A 15645-nucleotide genomic window follows, 5' to 3' on the forward strand; every position below is an offset into this window, starting at 1 on the left:
ACGCTGTCGTCCGGGCGTTTGCGCAGGTAGCGTCCGCTGCATGGACAGCGGTACGGAGAGCAGACTCGCCACTCAGGGCGCCGGGATCACCGTTCGGCGGGCGCTGGAGCTGCCTGGGCTGCGCAGCGGACTGCCCGAGATCCTGGCGGGCGGCGACCGGCTGGGGCGCACCGTGCGCTGGGTGCACGCGGGCGAGGTGCCGAACATCGCCTCACTGCTGAAGGGCGGCGAGCTGCTGCTCACCACGGGCTACGGGCTCGGCACCCGGCCCGCCGAGCAGCGGGCGTTCGTACGCACCCTCGCCGAGCGGGGGATCGCCGCGCTGGTGGTGGAGCTGGGGCCGCGGTTCACCCGGCTGCCCGCGGCGCTGGTGGACACCGCACGCGCCGCCGGGCTGCCGCTGGTCCAGCTGCATCGCGAGGTGCCCTTCGTCGCGGTCACCGAGGAGATCCACACCGAGATCGTCAACGGGCACTACGCGCTGCTGCAACGCGCCGAGGAGGTGCACCGGCGGTGCACGGAGGCGCTGCTGGGCGGTGGCGGGGTGCCTCAAGTGCTCGGCATCCTGGCCGACTTCTGCGCCAACCCGGTGTTCCTGGAGACGGCGGACGGCCGGCTGCTGTACGCCGCCGGCCCGGGGCCGGAGGGCGCGGACCCGCTGCAGGTCTGGGAGGGGCTGCGCGGCCCGCACAAGGACGCGCCGCCGCCGGCCGGTTCGGTGCTCGTGGACGTTCCCGGCGGTGGGCCCGGGGCGGGGCCGGGGTCGGTACGGGCCCGGCTGGTGCTGCTGCCGGTCCGCTCGCCGCTGGCTCCGGTGCACCGGATGGCCGCGGAGCGGGCGGCGGGCATCCTGGCCGTCGTGCTGATGCAGGCCCGGCAGGAGGAGGAGCTGGCCGCGCGCGGCCGGGGCGACTTCCTCACCGACCTTGCGGAGGGCCGTATCACCGCCGAGGACGCCCCGGCGCAGGCCCGCGTGCTCGGGTTCAAGCCGGGCGGCAGCCCGCTGCTGCCGGTGGTGATGCGGGTCGGGGACTCCCTGTCCCCGTCCGGCGGCTGGGCGGTGCTGGCACGCGCGGTCTCCGAGGAGCTGGCCGCGGTGGGGGTGCCGGTGCTGCTGGGTGTCCGGCCGGTCGAGGGCCGGGTGCTGGTCCTGCTCGGGCTGCGCGCCGAGTCGGAGCGGCCGGCGGTCGCGGACCGGGTGGCGGCGGCGCTGCGGGCCGGTGTGGAGCGGGCCGGGATGCAGCGGCCGGGCGCGGCCCCGCCGGTGGTGGTCGTCGGGGTGGCCGGCGGCTGGGCGGCCGCGTCGGCGGGGCTCCGGCACGCGGCGGAGACGGCGGCCGCGGCGCAGGGACTTTCCGACCGGCCCTGGTACGACGCCCGCCGCCTCGACATCGACCTGCTGCTGTGGCGGCTGCGCGACCACCCGGACCTGGCGGCGTTCGTGGACCGCGCGATCGGTCCACTGCGCGACCACGACCACCGCTCCAAGCCGCCGCTGCTGCCCACCCTGGAGACCTATCTCGCGCACGCGGGCCGCAAGGCGGAGACCGCCCGCGAACTGCACCTCAACCGGCAGACCCTCTACAACCGCCTCGCCCGCATCGGGGAGTTGCTGGGCACCGACCTCGACGACCCGCAGACGGTACTGGCCCTGAGCCTGGCGCTGCGCGCCCGGCGCCACGCCCCCTAGGGGAGGGGTCTGGGCTGGGTGAGTTCGTCGTAGACGCTCAGGACCTGGGCGACGGTCTCGTCCTCGGTCGGCCAGGTCGCGGCCTGCCGGGGGCCCCGCTCGCGCAGCAGTTCACGGCGTCCGGGGTCGGCGAGGAGCCGGACGACGGTGTCCGCGAGGGCCTCCGCGTCGCCGTACGGAACGAGTTCGGCGGCCTCGCCCACGAGGTCCGGGACGCCGCCGACGCGCGTCGCGACGAGCGGCACGCCCGCCTGGAGCGCCTCCTGGGCCAGCACGGACCGGGACTCCCACCTGCTGGTGAGCACCGCCAGATCGGCGGCCGCGAGCAGCTCGGGCACGTCGTCACGGCGCCCGACGAGTCGTACCGGCAGTTCCTCGTCCTCGATCCGCCGCTGCAGTTCGGGCCGCAGCGGCCCCTCCCCCGCGACGACGACCAGCGGGACCGGGTCGAGGCCGCGCCAGGCGCGGGCCGCGTCCAGCAGGACGCCGTAGCCGCGCTGCCGGTCGAGGGAGCCGACGGCGATGAGCAACGGGCGTCCGGTGGCGCCGAGTTCGGCCCTCAGTTTGGGCCGCCCCTGGTCGGCGTCGTCGGGGTCGGCGCGCCGGCGCCGGCCGGGCAGGGCCACGGCCGCCAGCCGGGCGTCCCGCGCACCGGTGCGGCGGGCCCGGTCCACCAGTTCGGAGGTGGTGCCGAGCACCACGGCGGCGGTGCGCACCACGCGCCGTTCCAGCACCCGCAGCAGATGCGCCCGCGCGCCCTCCGCCCGGGCCCGGTTGTGCCAGGTGACCACCAGCGGGGTGCCGCGCCCGCTGAGCGCGAGCACGGCGCGGAAGGAGGCGTGCAGACCGTGGGCGTGCACGAGGTCGGCGCCGGCGCAGGCCGCCCGGAGCACGGCCACGGAGGCCGGGTCGCTGCTGCGCGGGACGTGCACATGGTCGGCGCCGGTCCCGGTGAAGTCGTAGGCGTGGTCGGCCTCGACGGGGGCGCACACCGTGACCCGCACGCCCCGGGCGACGAGCCCTTCGGCCAGGGAGCGTACGTGCGCGCTGCTGCCGGCGTTGCCCCCGCCCAGCACCTGCACGGTGCGCAGCGGCGACTGGCCGTGCGGTGCGTTGCTGCTCACGGGGCTCACGGGGCCAGGGGCTCCTGATTCGGGGCGGGCGTCACGAGAAAACGTACCGAAGGTAGCGGGCAGGGAGGACCGAAAGGACGTACCGCGCGCCTCCCGCGCGGACCGCGTACACCACCAAGCATGCCAGGACGTAAGGCCGTTCCGGCAAAACCCGGGGAGGCGCACATCACGGCGACCCGGAGCACTGCGCCGGAGCACGTTCACCCACACGGGTGAGCAGACGCCGAGGGCCCTTCGCATTCGAACGTGAGCTCCGAACCGGAGCGCTAGAGGTCGGCGCGGGCCGTCGCCAGGAGTTCCTCCGCGTGGGCGCGGGCCGTTTCCGAGTCCTCCTGGCCGGCCAGCATGCGGGAGAGTTCGCGGACCCGTTCCTCGCCCTCCAGGACCTTGACGCCGGAGCGGGTCACCGTGCCGTCGTTGGTCTTCTCGACCAGGAGCTGGCGGTCGGCGAAGGCGGCGACCTGGGGCAGGTGGGTGACCACGACGACCTGCGCGGTCCTGGCCAGCTTCGCCAGCCGCCGCCCGATCTCCACCGCGGCCTTGCCGCCGACACCGGCGTCCACCTCGTCGAAGAGGTACATCGGCACCGGGTCCGTGCCCGCGAAGACGACCTCCACGGCCAGCATCACGCGGGACAGCTCGCCGCCGGACGCGCCCTTGGCGATGGGCCGCGGCGGGGCACCCGGGTGCGGGGCGAGCAGCAGTTCGACCTCGTCGGCACCGGCCGGGCCGTAGGCGACGGACCGGCCGCCGACCTCGACACCCTCGGGATCCTCGGTCTGCCGGATGTCGAAGGACACGCGCGCGTGGGGCATCGCCAGCGAGGCCAGCTCGGCGGTCACGGCGGCGGCGAACCGCTCGGCGGCCTCCGTCCGGGCGTCCGTCAGCGCCTGGGCGAGTCCGCCCAGTTCGATGCGCAGGGCGTCCCGCTCGGCGGTCAGCTCGCCGGTCCGCTCGTCAGCGCCCTCCAGCTCGGTGAGCCGGGCGGCGCTCCGCTCGGCCCAGGCGAGGACGGCACCCACGTCGTCGCCGTACTTGCGGGTCAGCGCGCCGAGGGCGGCCCGGCGCTCCTCCACGGCGGCCAGCCGCAGCGGGTCGGCGTCCAGGTCGTCGGCGTATCCGGCCAGCTCTCCGGCCACGTCGGCGAGCAGGATGCCGACCTCACCGATGCGTTCGGCGAGGGAGGCCAGCGCCGGGTCGTGCGAGCGGACGGCCTCCAGGGCCCGGTGCGCGCCCCCGACGAGGGTCGTGGCGTCGATCCCCTCGGGGTCCTCGGGGTTGCCCGCGAGAGCGGCGTGCGCGGCGGACGCGGCGGACGACAGGGCCTCGGCGTGCCCCAGCCGTTCCGCCTCCTCGGCCAGCTCCACGTCCTCCCCGGGCCGGGGCTCGACACCGGCGATCTCCTCGAGCCCGTAGCGGAGCATGTCCGCTTCCTGGGCGCGCTCACGCCCGCGTGTGACGATCTCCTCCAGCTCGGCGGAGACGGCCCGCAGCCGCCGGTAGGCCCCGGCGTACTTGGCGAGCGGCACGGCGACGGCGTCCCCGGCGTACCGGTCGAGCGCCTGCCGCTGCCGGGTGAGCTTCAGCAGCCCCTGCTGGTCGGTCTGGCCGTGCACGGCCACCAGGTCGTCGGCCAGCTCGGCGAGCAGTCCCACCGGCACGCTGCGCCCGCCCAGGTGCGCCCGTGAGCGGCCCTCGGCGGAGACGGTACGGCTGATCAGCAGGGCGCCGTCGTCCAGCTCGGCCCCGGCCTCCTCCGCGCGCACGACGGCGGTGGCGTCCGGGGGCACGGCGATCCGCCCCTCCACGACCGCCTTACCGGCCCCGATCCGCACCAGCGCCGGGTCCGCGCGCCCGCCGAGCAGCAGTCCCAGGCTGGTGACCACCATGGTCTTGCCCGCACCCGTCTCGCCCGTGACGGCGGTGAACCCCGGTGACAGCTCGACCACGGCATCGTCGATGACCCCGAGCGACCGTATCCGCATCTCCTCCAACACGGAACAGACCATACGAGGTCCGGGGCGGGGAGCGCACATGGCCCGCCCGTGTCACCCCGGCGAGTGGCCCCCCGCGCGGTGCGGAGGGCCGGGCCGGTCACTGGTGCGGCGCGCCCCGCCAGCCGGTGGTCGGCAGCGCGAACTTCGCGACCAGCCGGTCCGTGAACGAGGCGTGGTGCAGCCGCGCCAGCCGCACCGGCACCGCGCCGCGCCGCACCTCCACCCGCGCCCCGGGCGGCAGCTCGATGGTCCGCCGCCCGTCGCACCACAGCACACCCGGCGGAATGTGCGGCAGCACCTCCACCGCGAGCACCGAGTCCGGCGAGGTGACCAGCGGTTTAGCGAACAGCGCGTGCGCGCTGATCGGCACCATCAGCAGCGCCTCGACCTCGGGCCACACCACGGGCCCGCCGGCCGAGAAGGCGTACGCGGTGGATCCGGTGGGCGTCGACAGCACGATCCCGTCGCAGCCGAACGCCGTGACCGGCCGACCGTCGATCTCGAGGACCACCTCGAGCATCTTCTCCGCGCCGGCCTTCTGCACGGCGGCCTCGTTCAGCGCCCAGTCGGTGTGCACGATGTCGCCGTTGCGGTGCACGACGACATCGATCGTCATCCGCTCCTCGACCTCGTAGGAGCGTGCCACCACCCGGTCGACCACCCGGTCGAGGTCGTCCCGCTCGGCCTCCGCCAGGAACCCGACCCGTCCGAGGTTGACGCCGAGCATCGGCACCCCCGAGGCCCGGGCGAACTCGGCGCCGCGCAGCAGGGTCCCGTCACCGCCGAGGACGATGAGCAGCTCGCATCCGTCGAGGCACTGCGGGGTAGCCTCCTTGACGAGTCCCACCTCGTCCGGGAGCGGCAGGTCGCGCGCCTCCTCCTCCAGCACCCGCACCCCGATGCCGTGCCGCAGCAGCCCCTTGACCACCAGCTCCGCGCTGCGGATGGCCGCGGGCCGCCCGGTGTGGGCGAGCAGGAAAACAGTTCGCGCTCGGTTCTGTGTCAACGCGGCCCCTCCGCCACTGCTCGGTCGACTTCGGCCGGGTCCAGGCGGGGGGCGCCGGACCGCAGCCACAGAAAGTACTCGACGTTGCCCGACGGTCCGGGCAGCGGACTCGCGGTGACCCCCCGCACCCCGAGTCCCAGTTCCCAGGCCTTGTCGGCCACCCCACGCACGGCCTCCGCCCGCAGCTGCGGACTCCGTACGACACCCCCGCTGCCCAGCCGTTCCTTCCCCACCTCGAACTGCGGCTTGACCATCATCACCAGGTCGGCGTCCGGCTTCACGCACCGCTTCAGGGCGGGCAGCACCAGCCCGAGCGGAATGAAGGACAGATCACCCACGACAAGATCCACAGGTTCCCCATCGATCGCCTCAAGCGTCAACTCGCGTACGTTCGTACGGTCCTTGACGGTGACGCGTTCATCGTTCTGAAGGGACCAGGCGAGTTGGCCGTATCCGACGTCCACGGCGACGACGTGCGCGGCACCCGCGCGCAGCAGGACGTCGGTGAAGCCGCCGGTGGACGCGCCGGCGTCCAGCGCGCGCCGGCCCTCCACGGCGAGACCCAGCGGTACGAAGGCCTCGAACGCGCCGGCGAGCTTGTGGCCGCCACGGGAGACGTAGTCGGGGTCGCTCCCGTCGGTCTGGACCACGATCGCCGCCGCCGTCTCCACCTGCGTGGCCGGCTTGGTCGCCACGGTCCTGCCGACGGTGACCCGTCCGGCGGCGATCAGCTGGCTGGCGTGCTCGCGCGAGCGCGCCAGCTTCCGGCGGACCAGCTCCGCGTCCAGACGACGGCGTGCGACTCCTGCCACGTTCGGTTCAGCTCCTGTGTCGGTACGGCGGTACGGGGACCGGGGGTCCGGGGCGCGTGTCGAGCGCGGTGAGCGCGTCGCGCAGCCCCCTGTGTACATCCTCGTACACCTCCACGTGGCCGTCGGTGGCGAGGTGGTCGGCGTCGGCCAGCCGCTGGAGCCGCGCGTCGACGTCGGCGTCGCCGGTGGAGGTGCGCGGGACACCCAGGGGCGCGGGGGCCGCGGGATCGCCCCCGGGCTCGAGGGCGTACCCGGGGTCGGGTCCGGCCGACCGCCCGGCCGCGGATCCGGCGCCGGGCACGGTGGAACCGGCCTCCGGCGCGGTCGCGGGAACGGCCACGGGCACGGCCTCGGTCACGGTCTGTGCCGGGGCTTCGGGCACGGTCTCGGTTTCGGCCTCCGCCGGGGCCTCGGGCACGGACTCGCTCATGCCCAGACGCTACCCCGAACCGCTGGGGTACCGTCGGTGGCCATGGCCACGATCGAGGAGTGCCGCACCGCGCTGGGGAAGCTCTCGGACAACATGCAGGGCGCCGAGGGCGACGTCCGGGCGGCCGCCGCCCTGGACCGCTCGGTGAGCTGCCACATCACCGACCTCGACGTCACTTTCGTGGGCCGGATGACCGGCGGCCGGATCGAGGTCGACACCACGCACCCCGGGCCGCCCCGCGAGAGGGCGCAGATAAGGCTCGCCATGGCCGGCGACGACCTGGTGGGCCTGGTGGACGGCGAGCTGAACTTCGCGACCGCCTGGGGCCGGGGCCGGGTGCGCCTCGACGCGAGTCTGCTGGACCTGTTCCGGCTCAGGAAGCTGCTGTGAGCCGTGCCCTGCGGGCCGCCGGGACCACCAGCGGGGTCCCGGTCTCCGGATCGGCGATGATCTGGCAGCGCAGCCCGAAGACCTCCTCGACCAGCTCGGCCGTGACGATGTCGTTCGGCGCGCCCTCGGCGATCACCTCGCCGCCGCGCAGGGCGATGAGGTGGGTGGCGTAGCGGGCCGCGTGGTTGAGGTCGTGCAGCACGGCCACCAGCGTCCGCCCCTGTGTCTCGTGCAGTTCGGCGCACAGGTCGAGTACGTCGATCTGGTGCTGGATGTCCAGGTAGGTGGTGGGCTCGTCCAGGAGCAGCAGCGGGGTCTGCTGGGCGAGGGCCATGGCGATCCAGACGCGCTGGCGCTGGCCGCCGGACAGCTCGTCCACGTACCGGTCGGCCAGTTCGGCGACCCCGGTCCGCGCCATGGACTCCTGGACCACCCGTTCGTCCTCGGCGGACCACTGGCGCAGGATGCCCTGGTGCGGGTAGCGGCCGCGGCCGACGAGATCGGCGACCGTGATGCCGTCGGGCGCGATGGACGACTGCGGCAGCAGACCGAGCGACCGGGCGACCTTCTTGGCCGGCATCGACTGGATGACCTGTCCGTCCAGCAGCACCCGGCCCTGGCTGGGCCTGAGCATCCGCGACAGCGCCCGCAGCAGCGTCGACTTGCCGCACGCGTTCGGGCCGACGATCACCGTGAAGGAGTTGTCGGGGATCTCCACCGACAGCTCCTCGGCGATGACGCGCTGGCCGTAGGCGAGGGTGACGTTCTCGGCGGACAGGCGGTTCACAGTGCTCCTCGGGGTGTTCGGGTGCGAGCCGCGCGGGTCCGGCCGGCCCTTCGTGCCGCTCATGTCCTGCGCGTCCTTCGTACCGCTCATATCCGGCCCGCCCTGCGCTCGGCGACCAGCAGCCACAGCAGATAGCAGCCGCCGAGCACGCCGGTGACCACGCCCACGGGAAGCTGGTCGGCGCCGAAGACACGCTGTGCGGCCCAGTCGGCGGTGACCAGCAGGGCGGCGCCCATGCAGAGGGAGGGCAGCAGGTTCGGGCCGGGCGAGCGGGTGAGGCGCCGGGCGAGCTGCGGCGCGGTGAGCGCCACGAAGCCGACGGGCCCGGCGGCGGCGGTGGCGGCCGCGGTGAGCAGCACGGCGGACACCATCAACACCAGCCGCACGCGCTGCACCCGCACCCCGAGGGCGTTGGCGACGTCGTCGCCCATCTCCATCATCCTCAGCCCCCGCGCGTTGGCCAGGACCAGCGGCACGAGGACGGCGCAGAGCCACAGCAGCGGCCAGACCTGCTCCCAGTCACGGCCGTTGAGGGACCCGGTCATCCACACCACCGCTCGGGTCGCGTCGACCAGGTCGGCCTTGGTGAGCAGGTAGCCGTTGACCGCGGTGACGATCGCGGAGACGCCGATGCCGACCAGGACCAGCCGGTACCCGTGCACGCCCTGCTTCCAGGCGAGCAGGTAGATGGCGAACCCGGTCACCAGGCCGCCGGCCAGCGCGCCCGCGGTGACCTGGGCGGCGCTGCCGGACATCAGCACGATCACGACCAGCGCGCCCGCCGTCGACCCCTGGGACAGGCCGAGCACGTCCGGGCTGCCGAGCGGGTTGCGGGAGACCGCCTGGAACAGGGCGCCGCCGAGACCGAGCGAGGCGCCCACCAGCAGCCCCACCAGCACGCGTGGCAGCCGCAGTTCGTTGACGATGAAGTCCTGGTACGCGGTGCCGTCGCCGGCCAGCGTCCTGAGCACGTCGGCCGCCGGGATCCTGGCGTCGCCGGTGCCGATCAGCGCCACGCCCGCGGCGCAGGCGGCGAGCAGCAGCAGGGCGACGACGCTCAGCGCCCGGACGTCCAGGCGCAGGGACAGCCCCCCAGGAGTGCGCACGGCACGGCTCGTCCGTCGGGTCTTCACAGCTGGGCCGTCCTCCGCCGTCGTACGAGAAAGATGAAGACCGGGCCGCCGACGAGCGCGGTGACGATGCCGACCTGGAGTTCCGCGGGCCGGGCGACCACCCGGCCGAGGACGTCGGCGCCGAGCAGCAGCACGGGCGACAGGACGGTCGCGTAGGGCAGGATCCAGCGCAGGTCGGGGCCGGTGAAGGAGCGCACGACGTGCGGCACCATCAGGCCGACGAACATGATCGGACCGCAGGCGGCGGTCGCGGCACCGGAGAGCACCGTCGCCGCGAACATGGCGAGAGCCCGGGTGCGGTTGAGGTTCGCGCCGAGGGCGCGGGCGGTGTCGTCGCCCATCGCCATGGCGTTCAGCGGCCGGGCGAGCCCGAGCGCCAGCAGGGTGCCGGCCAGCAGGAACGGCAGCACCTGCGCGATGGTCGAGTCCGTGGCCGAGGCCAGTGAACCCACCGTCCAGAAGCGCATCTTGCCCAGCGCCGCGCCATCCATGATCATCACGGCCTGGAGGTAGCCGTACAGCGCGGCGCTGATCGCCGTGCCGGCGAGCGCCAGCCGGACCGGGGTGGCGCCGCGGCTGCCGCCGAGGAACCACACCAGCGCGCCGACCGCCGCGGCGCCGCCGAACGCGAACCACACATAGCCGGTGAGGCTGGTGACACCGAAGAAGGTGAGCGCCGTGACGACGGCGGCGGAGGCACCGGCGTTGATGCCGAGCAGCCCGGGGTCGGCCAGCGGATTGCGGGTCAGCGCCTGCAGCACCCCGCCGGACAGACCGAGCGCGGCACCGGCCAGCAGACCGAGGACGGTACGCGACATCCGCTCGTCCACGACGACGTCGCCGTACGTACCCGTGCTGTGGAACAGGCCGTGCCAGACCTGGTCCGGCGACAGCGCTTTCGCGCCGACCGCGATGCTCGCCAGGGCGACGAGCACCAGGATCACGACCGAGAGCAGGAGCCCAAGGCCCCTCACCGCCCGGCGGGTTGGGGGCGCGGGGGCGGTGTCCGCGCGCTGTTCCGGAGGACTGTCGACCAACACGAGGTTAGGTTAGCCTACCCTCCCATGTGATCTCGATGCCGCCTTCGCCGCCGGGCCCTGAGCCGGCCCCGCAGCCGCCCGGAGCGGGGTACCCGGGAACGCCGCCCCGGCACCCGGCGACCGGTCACCGCTCCGCCCGGCGACCGGTCACCGCTCCGCCCGGCGACCGGTCACCGCCCGGACGTCAGAGTCCCAGCCGCGCCAGCGCCTTCTCCCCGTCCAACTCGCAGGAGCCGTCCCCGGCCGCCGTCCAGGCCGCCGCGCACAGGGCCCGCAGTCCGTCCAGGGTCTCCCCGTCGCCTTCGAGCTCCAGCCGGTCCGCCGCGGTCGCCGTCCACCCTCCGCACCGGAAACCGTCACCCTCACGGGTGATTTCCGGCTGCCCCGTGAGCAGCCCGCGCAGATCGGCGTCCACATACGTCGGCCGGTGCTGCGGCGGCGCGGCCAGCAACTTGGGGCCGTCCGTGACCCCGGTCAGCACCAGCAGTGAGTCCACGCCGCCGTTGAACGCGCCCTCGATGTCGGTGTCCAGCCGGTCCCCGACCACCAGCGGCCGCTCGGCGCCCGTCCGCAGGATGGTCTCCCGGTGCATGGGCGGCAGCGGCTTGCCCGCGACCTGCGGCTCCGCGCCCGTCGCGATCCGCACGACCTCCACGGCCGCGCCGTTGCCCGGCGCTATCCCGCGCCCGCTCGGAATCGTCAGGTCGGTGTTGGACGCGAACCACGGCACGCCCCGCGCCACCGCGTACGAGGCCTCCGCGAACCGGGACCACGTCAGGTCCGGGCCGCCGTACCCCTGCACCACCGCAGCCGGATCGTCGTCCGCCGACTCCACCGGCGTGAGACCCCGTTCGCGCAGCGCCACCCGCAGCCCCTCACCGCCGATCACCAGCACCCGGGCCCCGGCCGGCACCTGCTCGCTGATCAGCCGGGCGACCGCCTGAGCCGAGGTGATGACGTCGTCCGCCCCGGTCGGTATGCCCAGCTCCGTCAGATGGTCGGCCACGACGTCCGGCGTCCGCAGGGCGTTGTTGGTGACGTACGCCAGATGCATGCCGCCCGCGCGGGCACGCTCCAGCGACTCGACGGCGTGCGCGATGGCGTTCCCGCCCGCGTACACCACCCCGTCCAGATCGAGCAGCGCCGTGTCGTACGCCTCGCTCAGGGGCCGCCCACTGCCCTCGGGCCTCGTCCTGACGCCCTCGCTCATTGCACATCGCTCCTCGTTCGACCGTCTTTCCCCCGATCATCCCCCACCCCGCCGGCACACGTACGATGCCGAAATGAACACAGCAGGTCACTCGGAAGCAACGGTGCGCCGAGGCCTGGAACTGACCCCGTTCCGAGGCCTTCGTTACGACCCCGACCGGGTCGGCAGCCTGGCTTCCGTCACCTCTCCCCCGTACGACGTCGTCGTACGCCCCGACGGCCTGCACCACCTCGAGTCCGCCGACCCGCACAACATCGTCCGGCTGATCCTCCCCCAGGCAGGTACCCCGGACGCCCGCAACGAACAGGCGGCCGACACCCTGCGCCGCTGGCTCGCCGAGGGCGTGCTGGCCCCCGACCCGGATCCCGCCCTGTACGTGTACGAGCAGCGGGACGGCGACGGCATGCTCCAGCGGGGTGTCATCGGCGCCCTGCGCGTCTCCGCCCCCGACGACGGCGTAGTGCTGCCGCACGAGGACGTCATGCCCCCGGTCGTCGCGGACCGCGCCGCCCTGATGCGCGCCACCCGCGCCAACCTCGAGCCCCTGCTGCTGACCTACCACGGCAACGGCACGGCGGCCGAGGTCGTCGAACGCACGGTGGCCGGCCCCCCGCTGCTCGCGACGACCACCGAGGACGGCTTCCACCACCGCCTGTGGTCGGTCACCGGCCCCGCCGACCTGGCCGGCATCCAGGCCGACCTGGCGCAGCACCAGGCCCTCATCGCCGACGGCCACCACCGCTGGGCCACCTACCTGCGGCTGCGGTCCGAGCACCCCTCGCCCAGCCCCTGGGACCACGGTCTGGTCCTGCTGGTCGACACCGCCCGCTACCCGCTCCGCGTCCGCGCCATCCACCGCCTGCTGCACGGACTGCCGGTCAGGGACGCGCTGGCGGCCCTGGACGGGCTGTTCCGGGTACGGCGCCTCGACGTGCCGCTGCCCAAGGCGCAGGAGGTGCTGGCGGACGCGGCCTGCGCGGGCAACGCCTTCCTGCTGGCCGGCGACGGCGCCTTCCATCTGGTCGACCGCCCGGACCCCGGCCTCCTGGACCGCACGATCCCCGCGGACCGTCCGGCCGCCTGGCGCTCCCTCGACGCCACCGTCCTGCACGCCACGCTCCTCGAGCACGTCTGGCACGTCCCCGAGGACTCCCCCGCCCACATCGCCTACATCCACGACACGGCGGCCACCGTCGCGAAGGCCGAGCAGGACGGCAGCACCGCCGTCCTGCTGCACCCGGTACGCGAGGAGGTCGTACGAGAACTGGCGCGACAGGGCGTGAAGATGCCCCGCAAGTCCACGTCCTTCGGCCCGAAACCGGCGTCCGGGCTGGTGCTGCGCGCGCTGGAGCTCTGACCGGGCCCGGACATGCGAAAGGGCGGGACTCCGGGGAGTCCCGCCCTATCACCTTTTCGGACGTCAGTCCTTGTCCTCGTCCGCCTTCTCGTCCGCCTTCTCGTCGCGGCTCTCGTCGGAGCCCGCGTCGTCAGAGACCTCGTCGCCAGAGACCTCGTCGTCGGAGACCTCGTCGCCAGAGCTTTCGTCGGCAGGGCCTTCGTCGTCGGACCGGTCGCCCTCGACGGTGGCACCCTCGGCCTCGTCGGCGGGGCCGTCGCTCTCGTCGAGCGCGTCGACGAACTCGACACCGTCCAGCTCGGCGAGCCGGTCGGAGGCGTCCGTGCTGCCGTCGCGGTCGGCCTCCACGGCCTTGGCGAACCACTCCCGCGCCTCGCCCTCCCGGCCGGCCGCCAGCAGGGCGTCGGCGTAGGCGTAGCGCAGGCGCGCGGTCCAGGGCTGGACCGAGTTGGAAGCCAGCTCCGGGCTCTGCAGGGTCACGATGGCCGCGTCCAGCTGGCCCATGTCGCGCCGGGCGCCGGCCGCGACGAGCCGCATCTCGACCTGACCGGCCTTGTCCAGCTTGTGCACATCGGGGGCACCGGCCATGTCGAGGGCCTTCTCCGGGCGGCCGAGGCCGCGCTCGCAGTCGGCCATCACGGGCCACAGCTCCACGCTGCCGGTCATGCGCCGCGCGGCGCGGAACTCGGCGAGGGCCTCGCTGTACTTCTGGTTGGCGTAGGCGGCGAACCCGGCGGCCTCACGCACGGCGGCGACCCGGGACGCCAGTCGCAGCGCCACCCTGGAGTAGCCGTAGGCGCCCTCGGGGTCCTCGTCGATGAGCCGCGCGACCATCACCAGGTTCTTGGCGACGTCCTCCGCGAGCGTCTTGGGAAGGCTCTGCAGCTCCTGGCGGACGTCCTTGTCGATCTCCTCACCGGTGACGTCCTCCGGGATCGGCAGCCGCTTGATCGGCTCACGATCCCGGTCCCGCTCGTCCCGGAAGCGGCCACCGCCACGCCGGTCGTCACGGCGGTCGTCCCGTCCGTCGCGTCCCCGGAAGCCGCCGGGCCGGCCGTCCCGGTCGTCCCGGCGGGGCCCACGGCCACCCCGGTCGTCCCGGCCTCGGAAGCCACCGCGGTCGCCATCGCGGCGATCGTCACGGCGGTCGTCCCGACGGAAGCTACCGCGGTCGTCGCCACGGCGGTCGTCACGGCGGAAGTCGCTGCGGTTGTCGTCGCGGCGGAAGCCGGGACGGTCACCGCCGCGGTCGTCACGGCGGTCGTCGCGCCGGTCGTCACGGCGGAAGCCGGGACGGTCACCGCCGCGGTCGTCGCGGCGCGGTCCACGGTCGCGGTCGTCACGCTGGTAGCCCGGACGGTGGCCCTGGCCCCGGTCGCCCTCACGGCGGTCGTCCCGACGGCCGCCGTAACCACCCCGGTCGCCGCGGTCGCCGTAGCCGCCACCACGACGGTCGTCACGACGGTCCCCGCCACGGTCGTCGCGGCGGAAGCCACCACGGTCGTCACCACGGCGATCGTCGCGACGCTCCCCGCCCCGGTCGTCACGGCGGTCGTCCCGACGGAAGCTACCGCGGTCGTCGCCACGGCGGTCGTCACGGCGGAAGTCGCTGCGGTTGTCGTCGCGGCGGAAGCCGGGACGGTCACCGCCGCGGTCGTCACGGCGGTCGTCGCGCCGGTCGTCACGGCGGAAGCCGGGACGGTCACCGCCGCGGTCGTCACGGCGGAAGCCGGGACGGTCACCGCCACGGTCGTCGCGGCGGAAGCCGGGACGGTCACCGCCACGGTCGTCGCGGCGCGGTCCACGGTCGCGGTCGTCACGCTGGTAGCCCGGACGGTGGCCCTGGCCCCGGTCGCCCTCACGGCGGTCGTCCCGACGGCCGCCGTAACCACCCCGGTCGCCGCGGTCGCCGTAGCCGCCACCACGACGGTCGTCACGACGGTCCCCGCCACGGTCGTCACGGCGGAAGCCACCACGGTCGTCACCACGGCGATCGTCGCGACGGTCCCCGCCACGGTCGTCACGGCGGTCGTCCCGACGGAAGCCACCACGGTCGGCACGGTCCCCGTGGCCGCCTCCGCGGCTGTCATCGCGCCGGCCGTAGCCACCACGGTCGTTGTCGCGACGGTCATTGTCTCGACGGAAGCCGCCACGGTCCCCGCGGTAGCCGCCGCGGTCACCACGGTCACCACTGTCCCGTCGCCGCTGGTCGCGCTCCGGTCGATCGTCGGGAGAGTTGGTGGACATGGTGACTCCTGTCTTAGGTACCGCAAGCATTGTAAAAACAAAAGGACCCCTGGTCCCAGCTGAACGCTGGGACCAGGGGTCCTCCAAAGATTGTTCGGCGGCGTCCTACTCTCCCACAGGGTCCCCCCTGCAGTACCATCGGCGCTGTGAGGCTTAGCTTCCGGGTTCGAAATGTAACCGGGCGTTTCCCTCACGCTATGACCACCGAAACCCTAATGGTTTCGAGCGAACAAGCACACTTTTTACTTGTGTTAATTAGTTCAGCTCTAGCCGGCAACTGTTCGTTGCCTCAGAACTTACACAGTGGACGCGAGCAAATGAGGACAAGCCCTCGGCCTATTAGTACCGGTCACCTCCACCAGTTACCTGGCTTCCAGATCCGGCCTATCAACCCAGTCGTCTACTGGGAGCCT

The 15645-nt window shown here is 73.8% G+C and carries 14 protein-coding genes and 2 rRNA genes; 4 read left to right on the forward strand and 12 right to left on the reverse strand.

Features of this window, described 5'->3' with window-relative positions; all coding sequences use genetic code 11:
* The first annotated feature begins 40 nt into the window (after window positions 1-40).
* On the forward strand, window positions 41-1690 hold the full coding sequence (locus ABZ478_RS11180) for a PucR family transcriptional regulator (protein WP_359547471.1): 1650 nt from the start codon (window positions 41-43) through the stop codon (window positions 1688-1690).
* Here the strand turns inward: ABZ478_RS11180 and ABZ478_RS11185 are convergent.
* The 5 genes from ABZ478_RS11185 to ABZ478_RS11205 form a co-directional block, all read right to left on the reverse strand.
* The gene (locus ABZ478_RS11185; RefSeq protein ID WP_359547473.1) at window positions 1687-2823 is read right to left on the reverse strand and encodes a glycosyltransferase family 4 protein; all 1137 of its coding nucleotides are present in this window, start codon (window positions 2821-2823) and stop codon (window positions 1687-1689) included. The genes ABZ478_RS11180 and ABZ478_RS11185 overlap by 4 nt on opposite strands.
* A 266-nt stretch (window positions 2824-3089) precedes the next feature.
* Window positions 3090-4832 (reverse strand): DNA repair protein RecN, encoded by a 1743-nt coding sequence (gene recN, locus ABZ478_RS11190; RefSeq protein WP_359547475.1) that lies wholly within the window; start codon window positions 4830-4832, stop codon window positions 3090-3092.
* 85 nt (window positions 4833-4917) lie between these two features.
* Complete coding sequence (locus tag ABZ478_RS11195) at window positions 4918-5826, reverse strand: NAD kinase (RefSeq protein WP_358934837.1); 909 nt, start codon at window positions 5824-5826, stop codon at window positions 4918-4920.
* A complete protein-coding gene (locus ABZ478_RS11200; protein ID WP_359547478.1) occupies window positions 5823-6638 on the reverse strand; it encodes a TlyA family RNA methyltransferase in 816 nt (271 codons plus the stop codon). The genes ABZ478_RS11195 and ABZ478_RS11200 overlap by 4 nt, the downstream gene beginning before the upstream one ends.
* Before the next feature lie 7 nt (window positions 6639-6645).
* A complete protein-coding gene (locus ABZ478_RS11205; RefSeq protein WP_359547538.1) occupies window positions 6646-6939 on the reverse strand; it encodes a hypothetical protein in 294 nt (97 codons plus the stop codon).
* 171 nt (window positions 6940-7110) lie between these two features.
* Here ABZ478_RS11205 and ABZ478_RS11210 point away from each other — a divergent pair, with 171 nt between their 5' ends.
* The gene (locus ABZ478_RS11210; RefSeq protein WP_358934833.1) at window positions 7111-7458 is read left to right on the forward strand and encodes a sterol-binding protein; all 348 of its coding nucleotides are present in this window, start codon (window positions 7111-7113) and stop codon (window positions 7456-7458) included.
* Here ABZ478_RS11210 and ABZ478_RS11215 read toward each other — a convergent pair.
* The 4 genes from ABZ478_RS11215 to ABZ478_RS11230 all read right to left on the reverse strand — a co-directional run bounded on the left by ABZ478_RS11215 (window position 7442) and on the right by ABZ478_RS11230 (window position 11628).
* Entirely contained in the window at window positions 7442-8308 is an 867-nt protein-coding gene (locus ABZ478_RS11215) for an ABC transporter ATP-binding protein (RefSeq protein ID WP_359547480.1), read from the reverse strand. The genes ABZ478_RS11210 and ABZ478_RS11215 overlap by 17 nt on opposite strands.
* Window positions 8309-8331: 23 nt before the next feature.
* Window positions 8332-9378, reverse strand: a complete 1047-nt coding sequence (locus ABZ478_RS11220) for an iron chelate uptake ABC transporter family permease subunit (RefSeq protein WP_359547482.1) — start codon at window positions 9376-9378, stop codon at window positions 8332-8334.
* The gene (locus ABZ478_RS11225; RefSeq protein WP_359547485.1) at window positions 9375-10418 is read right to left on the reverse strand and encodes an iron chelate uptake ABC transporter family permease subunit; all 1044 of its coding nucleotides are present in this window, start codon (window positions 10416-10418) and stop codon (window positions 9375-9377) included. Before ABZ478_RS11225 ends, ABZ478_RS11220 begins: the two co-directional genes overlap by 4 nt.
* A 184-nt stretch (window positions 10419-10602) precedes the next feature.
* On the reverse strand, window positions 10603-11628 hold the full coding sequence (locus ABZ478_RS11230) for an HAD-IIA family hydrolase (RefSeq protein ID WP_359547488.1): 1026 nt from the start codon (window positions 11626-11628) through the stop codon (window positions 10603-10605).
* A gap of 73 nt (window positions 11629-11701) precedes the next feature.
* Between ABZ478_RS11230 and ABZ478_RS11235 the strand changes: the two genes are divergently transcribed.
* Window positions 11702-12985, forward strand: coding sequence for a DUF1015 domain-containing protein (locus ABZ478_RS11235; protein WP_359547491.1), 1284 nt, complete (start codon window positions 11702-11704; stop codon window positions 12983-12985).
* A gap of 63 nt (window positions 12986-13048) precedes the next feature.
* On the opposite strand, the gene ABZ478_RS11240 is transcribed toward ABZ478_RS11235, so the two are convergent.
* On the reverse strand, window positions 13049-13927 hold the full coding sequence (locus ABZ478_RS11240; protein WP_359547541.1) for a hypothetical protein: 879 nt from the start codon (window positions 13925-13927) through the stop codon (window positions 13049-13051).
* Between the two features lie 417 nt (window positions 13928-14344).
* On the opposite strand from ABZ478_RS11240, the gene ABZ478_RS11245 reads away from it, so the two are divergent.
* Entirely contained in the window at window positions 14345-15295 is a 951-nt protein-coding gene (locus tag ABZ478_RS11245; RefSeq protein ID WP_359547543.1) for a hypothetical protein, read from the forward strand.
* A 29-nt stretch (window positions 15296-15324) separates the two neighbouring features.
* On the opposite strand, the gene rrf is transcribed toward ABZ478_RS11245, so the two are convergent.
* Together rrf and ABZ478_RS11255 are read right to left on the reverse strand one after the other, a co-directional pair.
* Window positions 15325-15441 (reverse strand): 5S ribosomal RNA (gene rrf / locus ABZ478_RS11250).
* A gap of 110 nt (window positions 15442-15551) precedes the next feature.
* Window positions 15552-15645, reverse strand: a 23S ribosomal RNA gene (locus ABZ478_RS11255); the annotation flags it as partial.

The organism is Streptomyces sp. NPDC005706 (assembly GCF_040631045.1).
Lineage (GTDB): Bacteria > Actinomycetota > Actinomycetes > Streptomycetales > Streptomycetaceae > Streptomyces.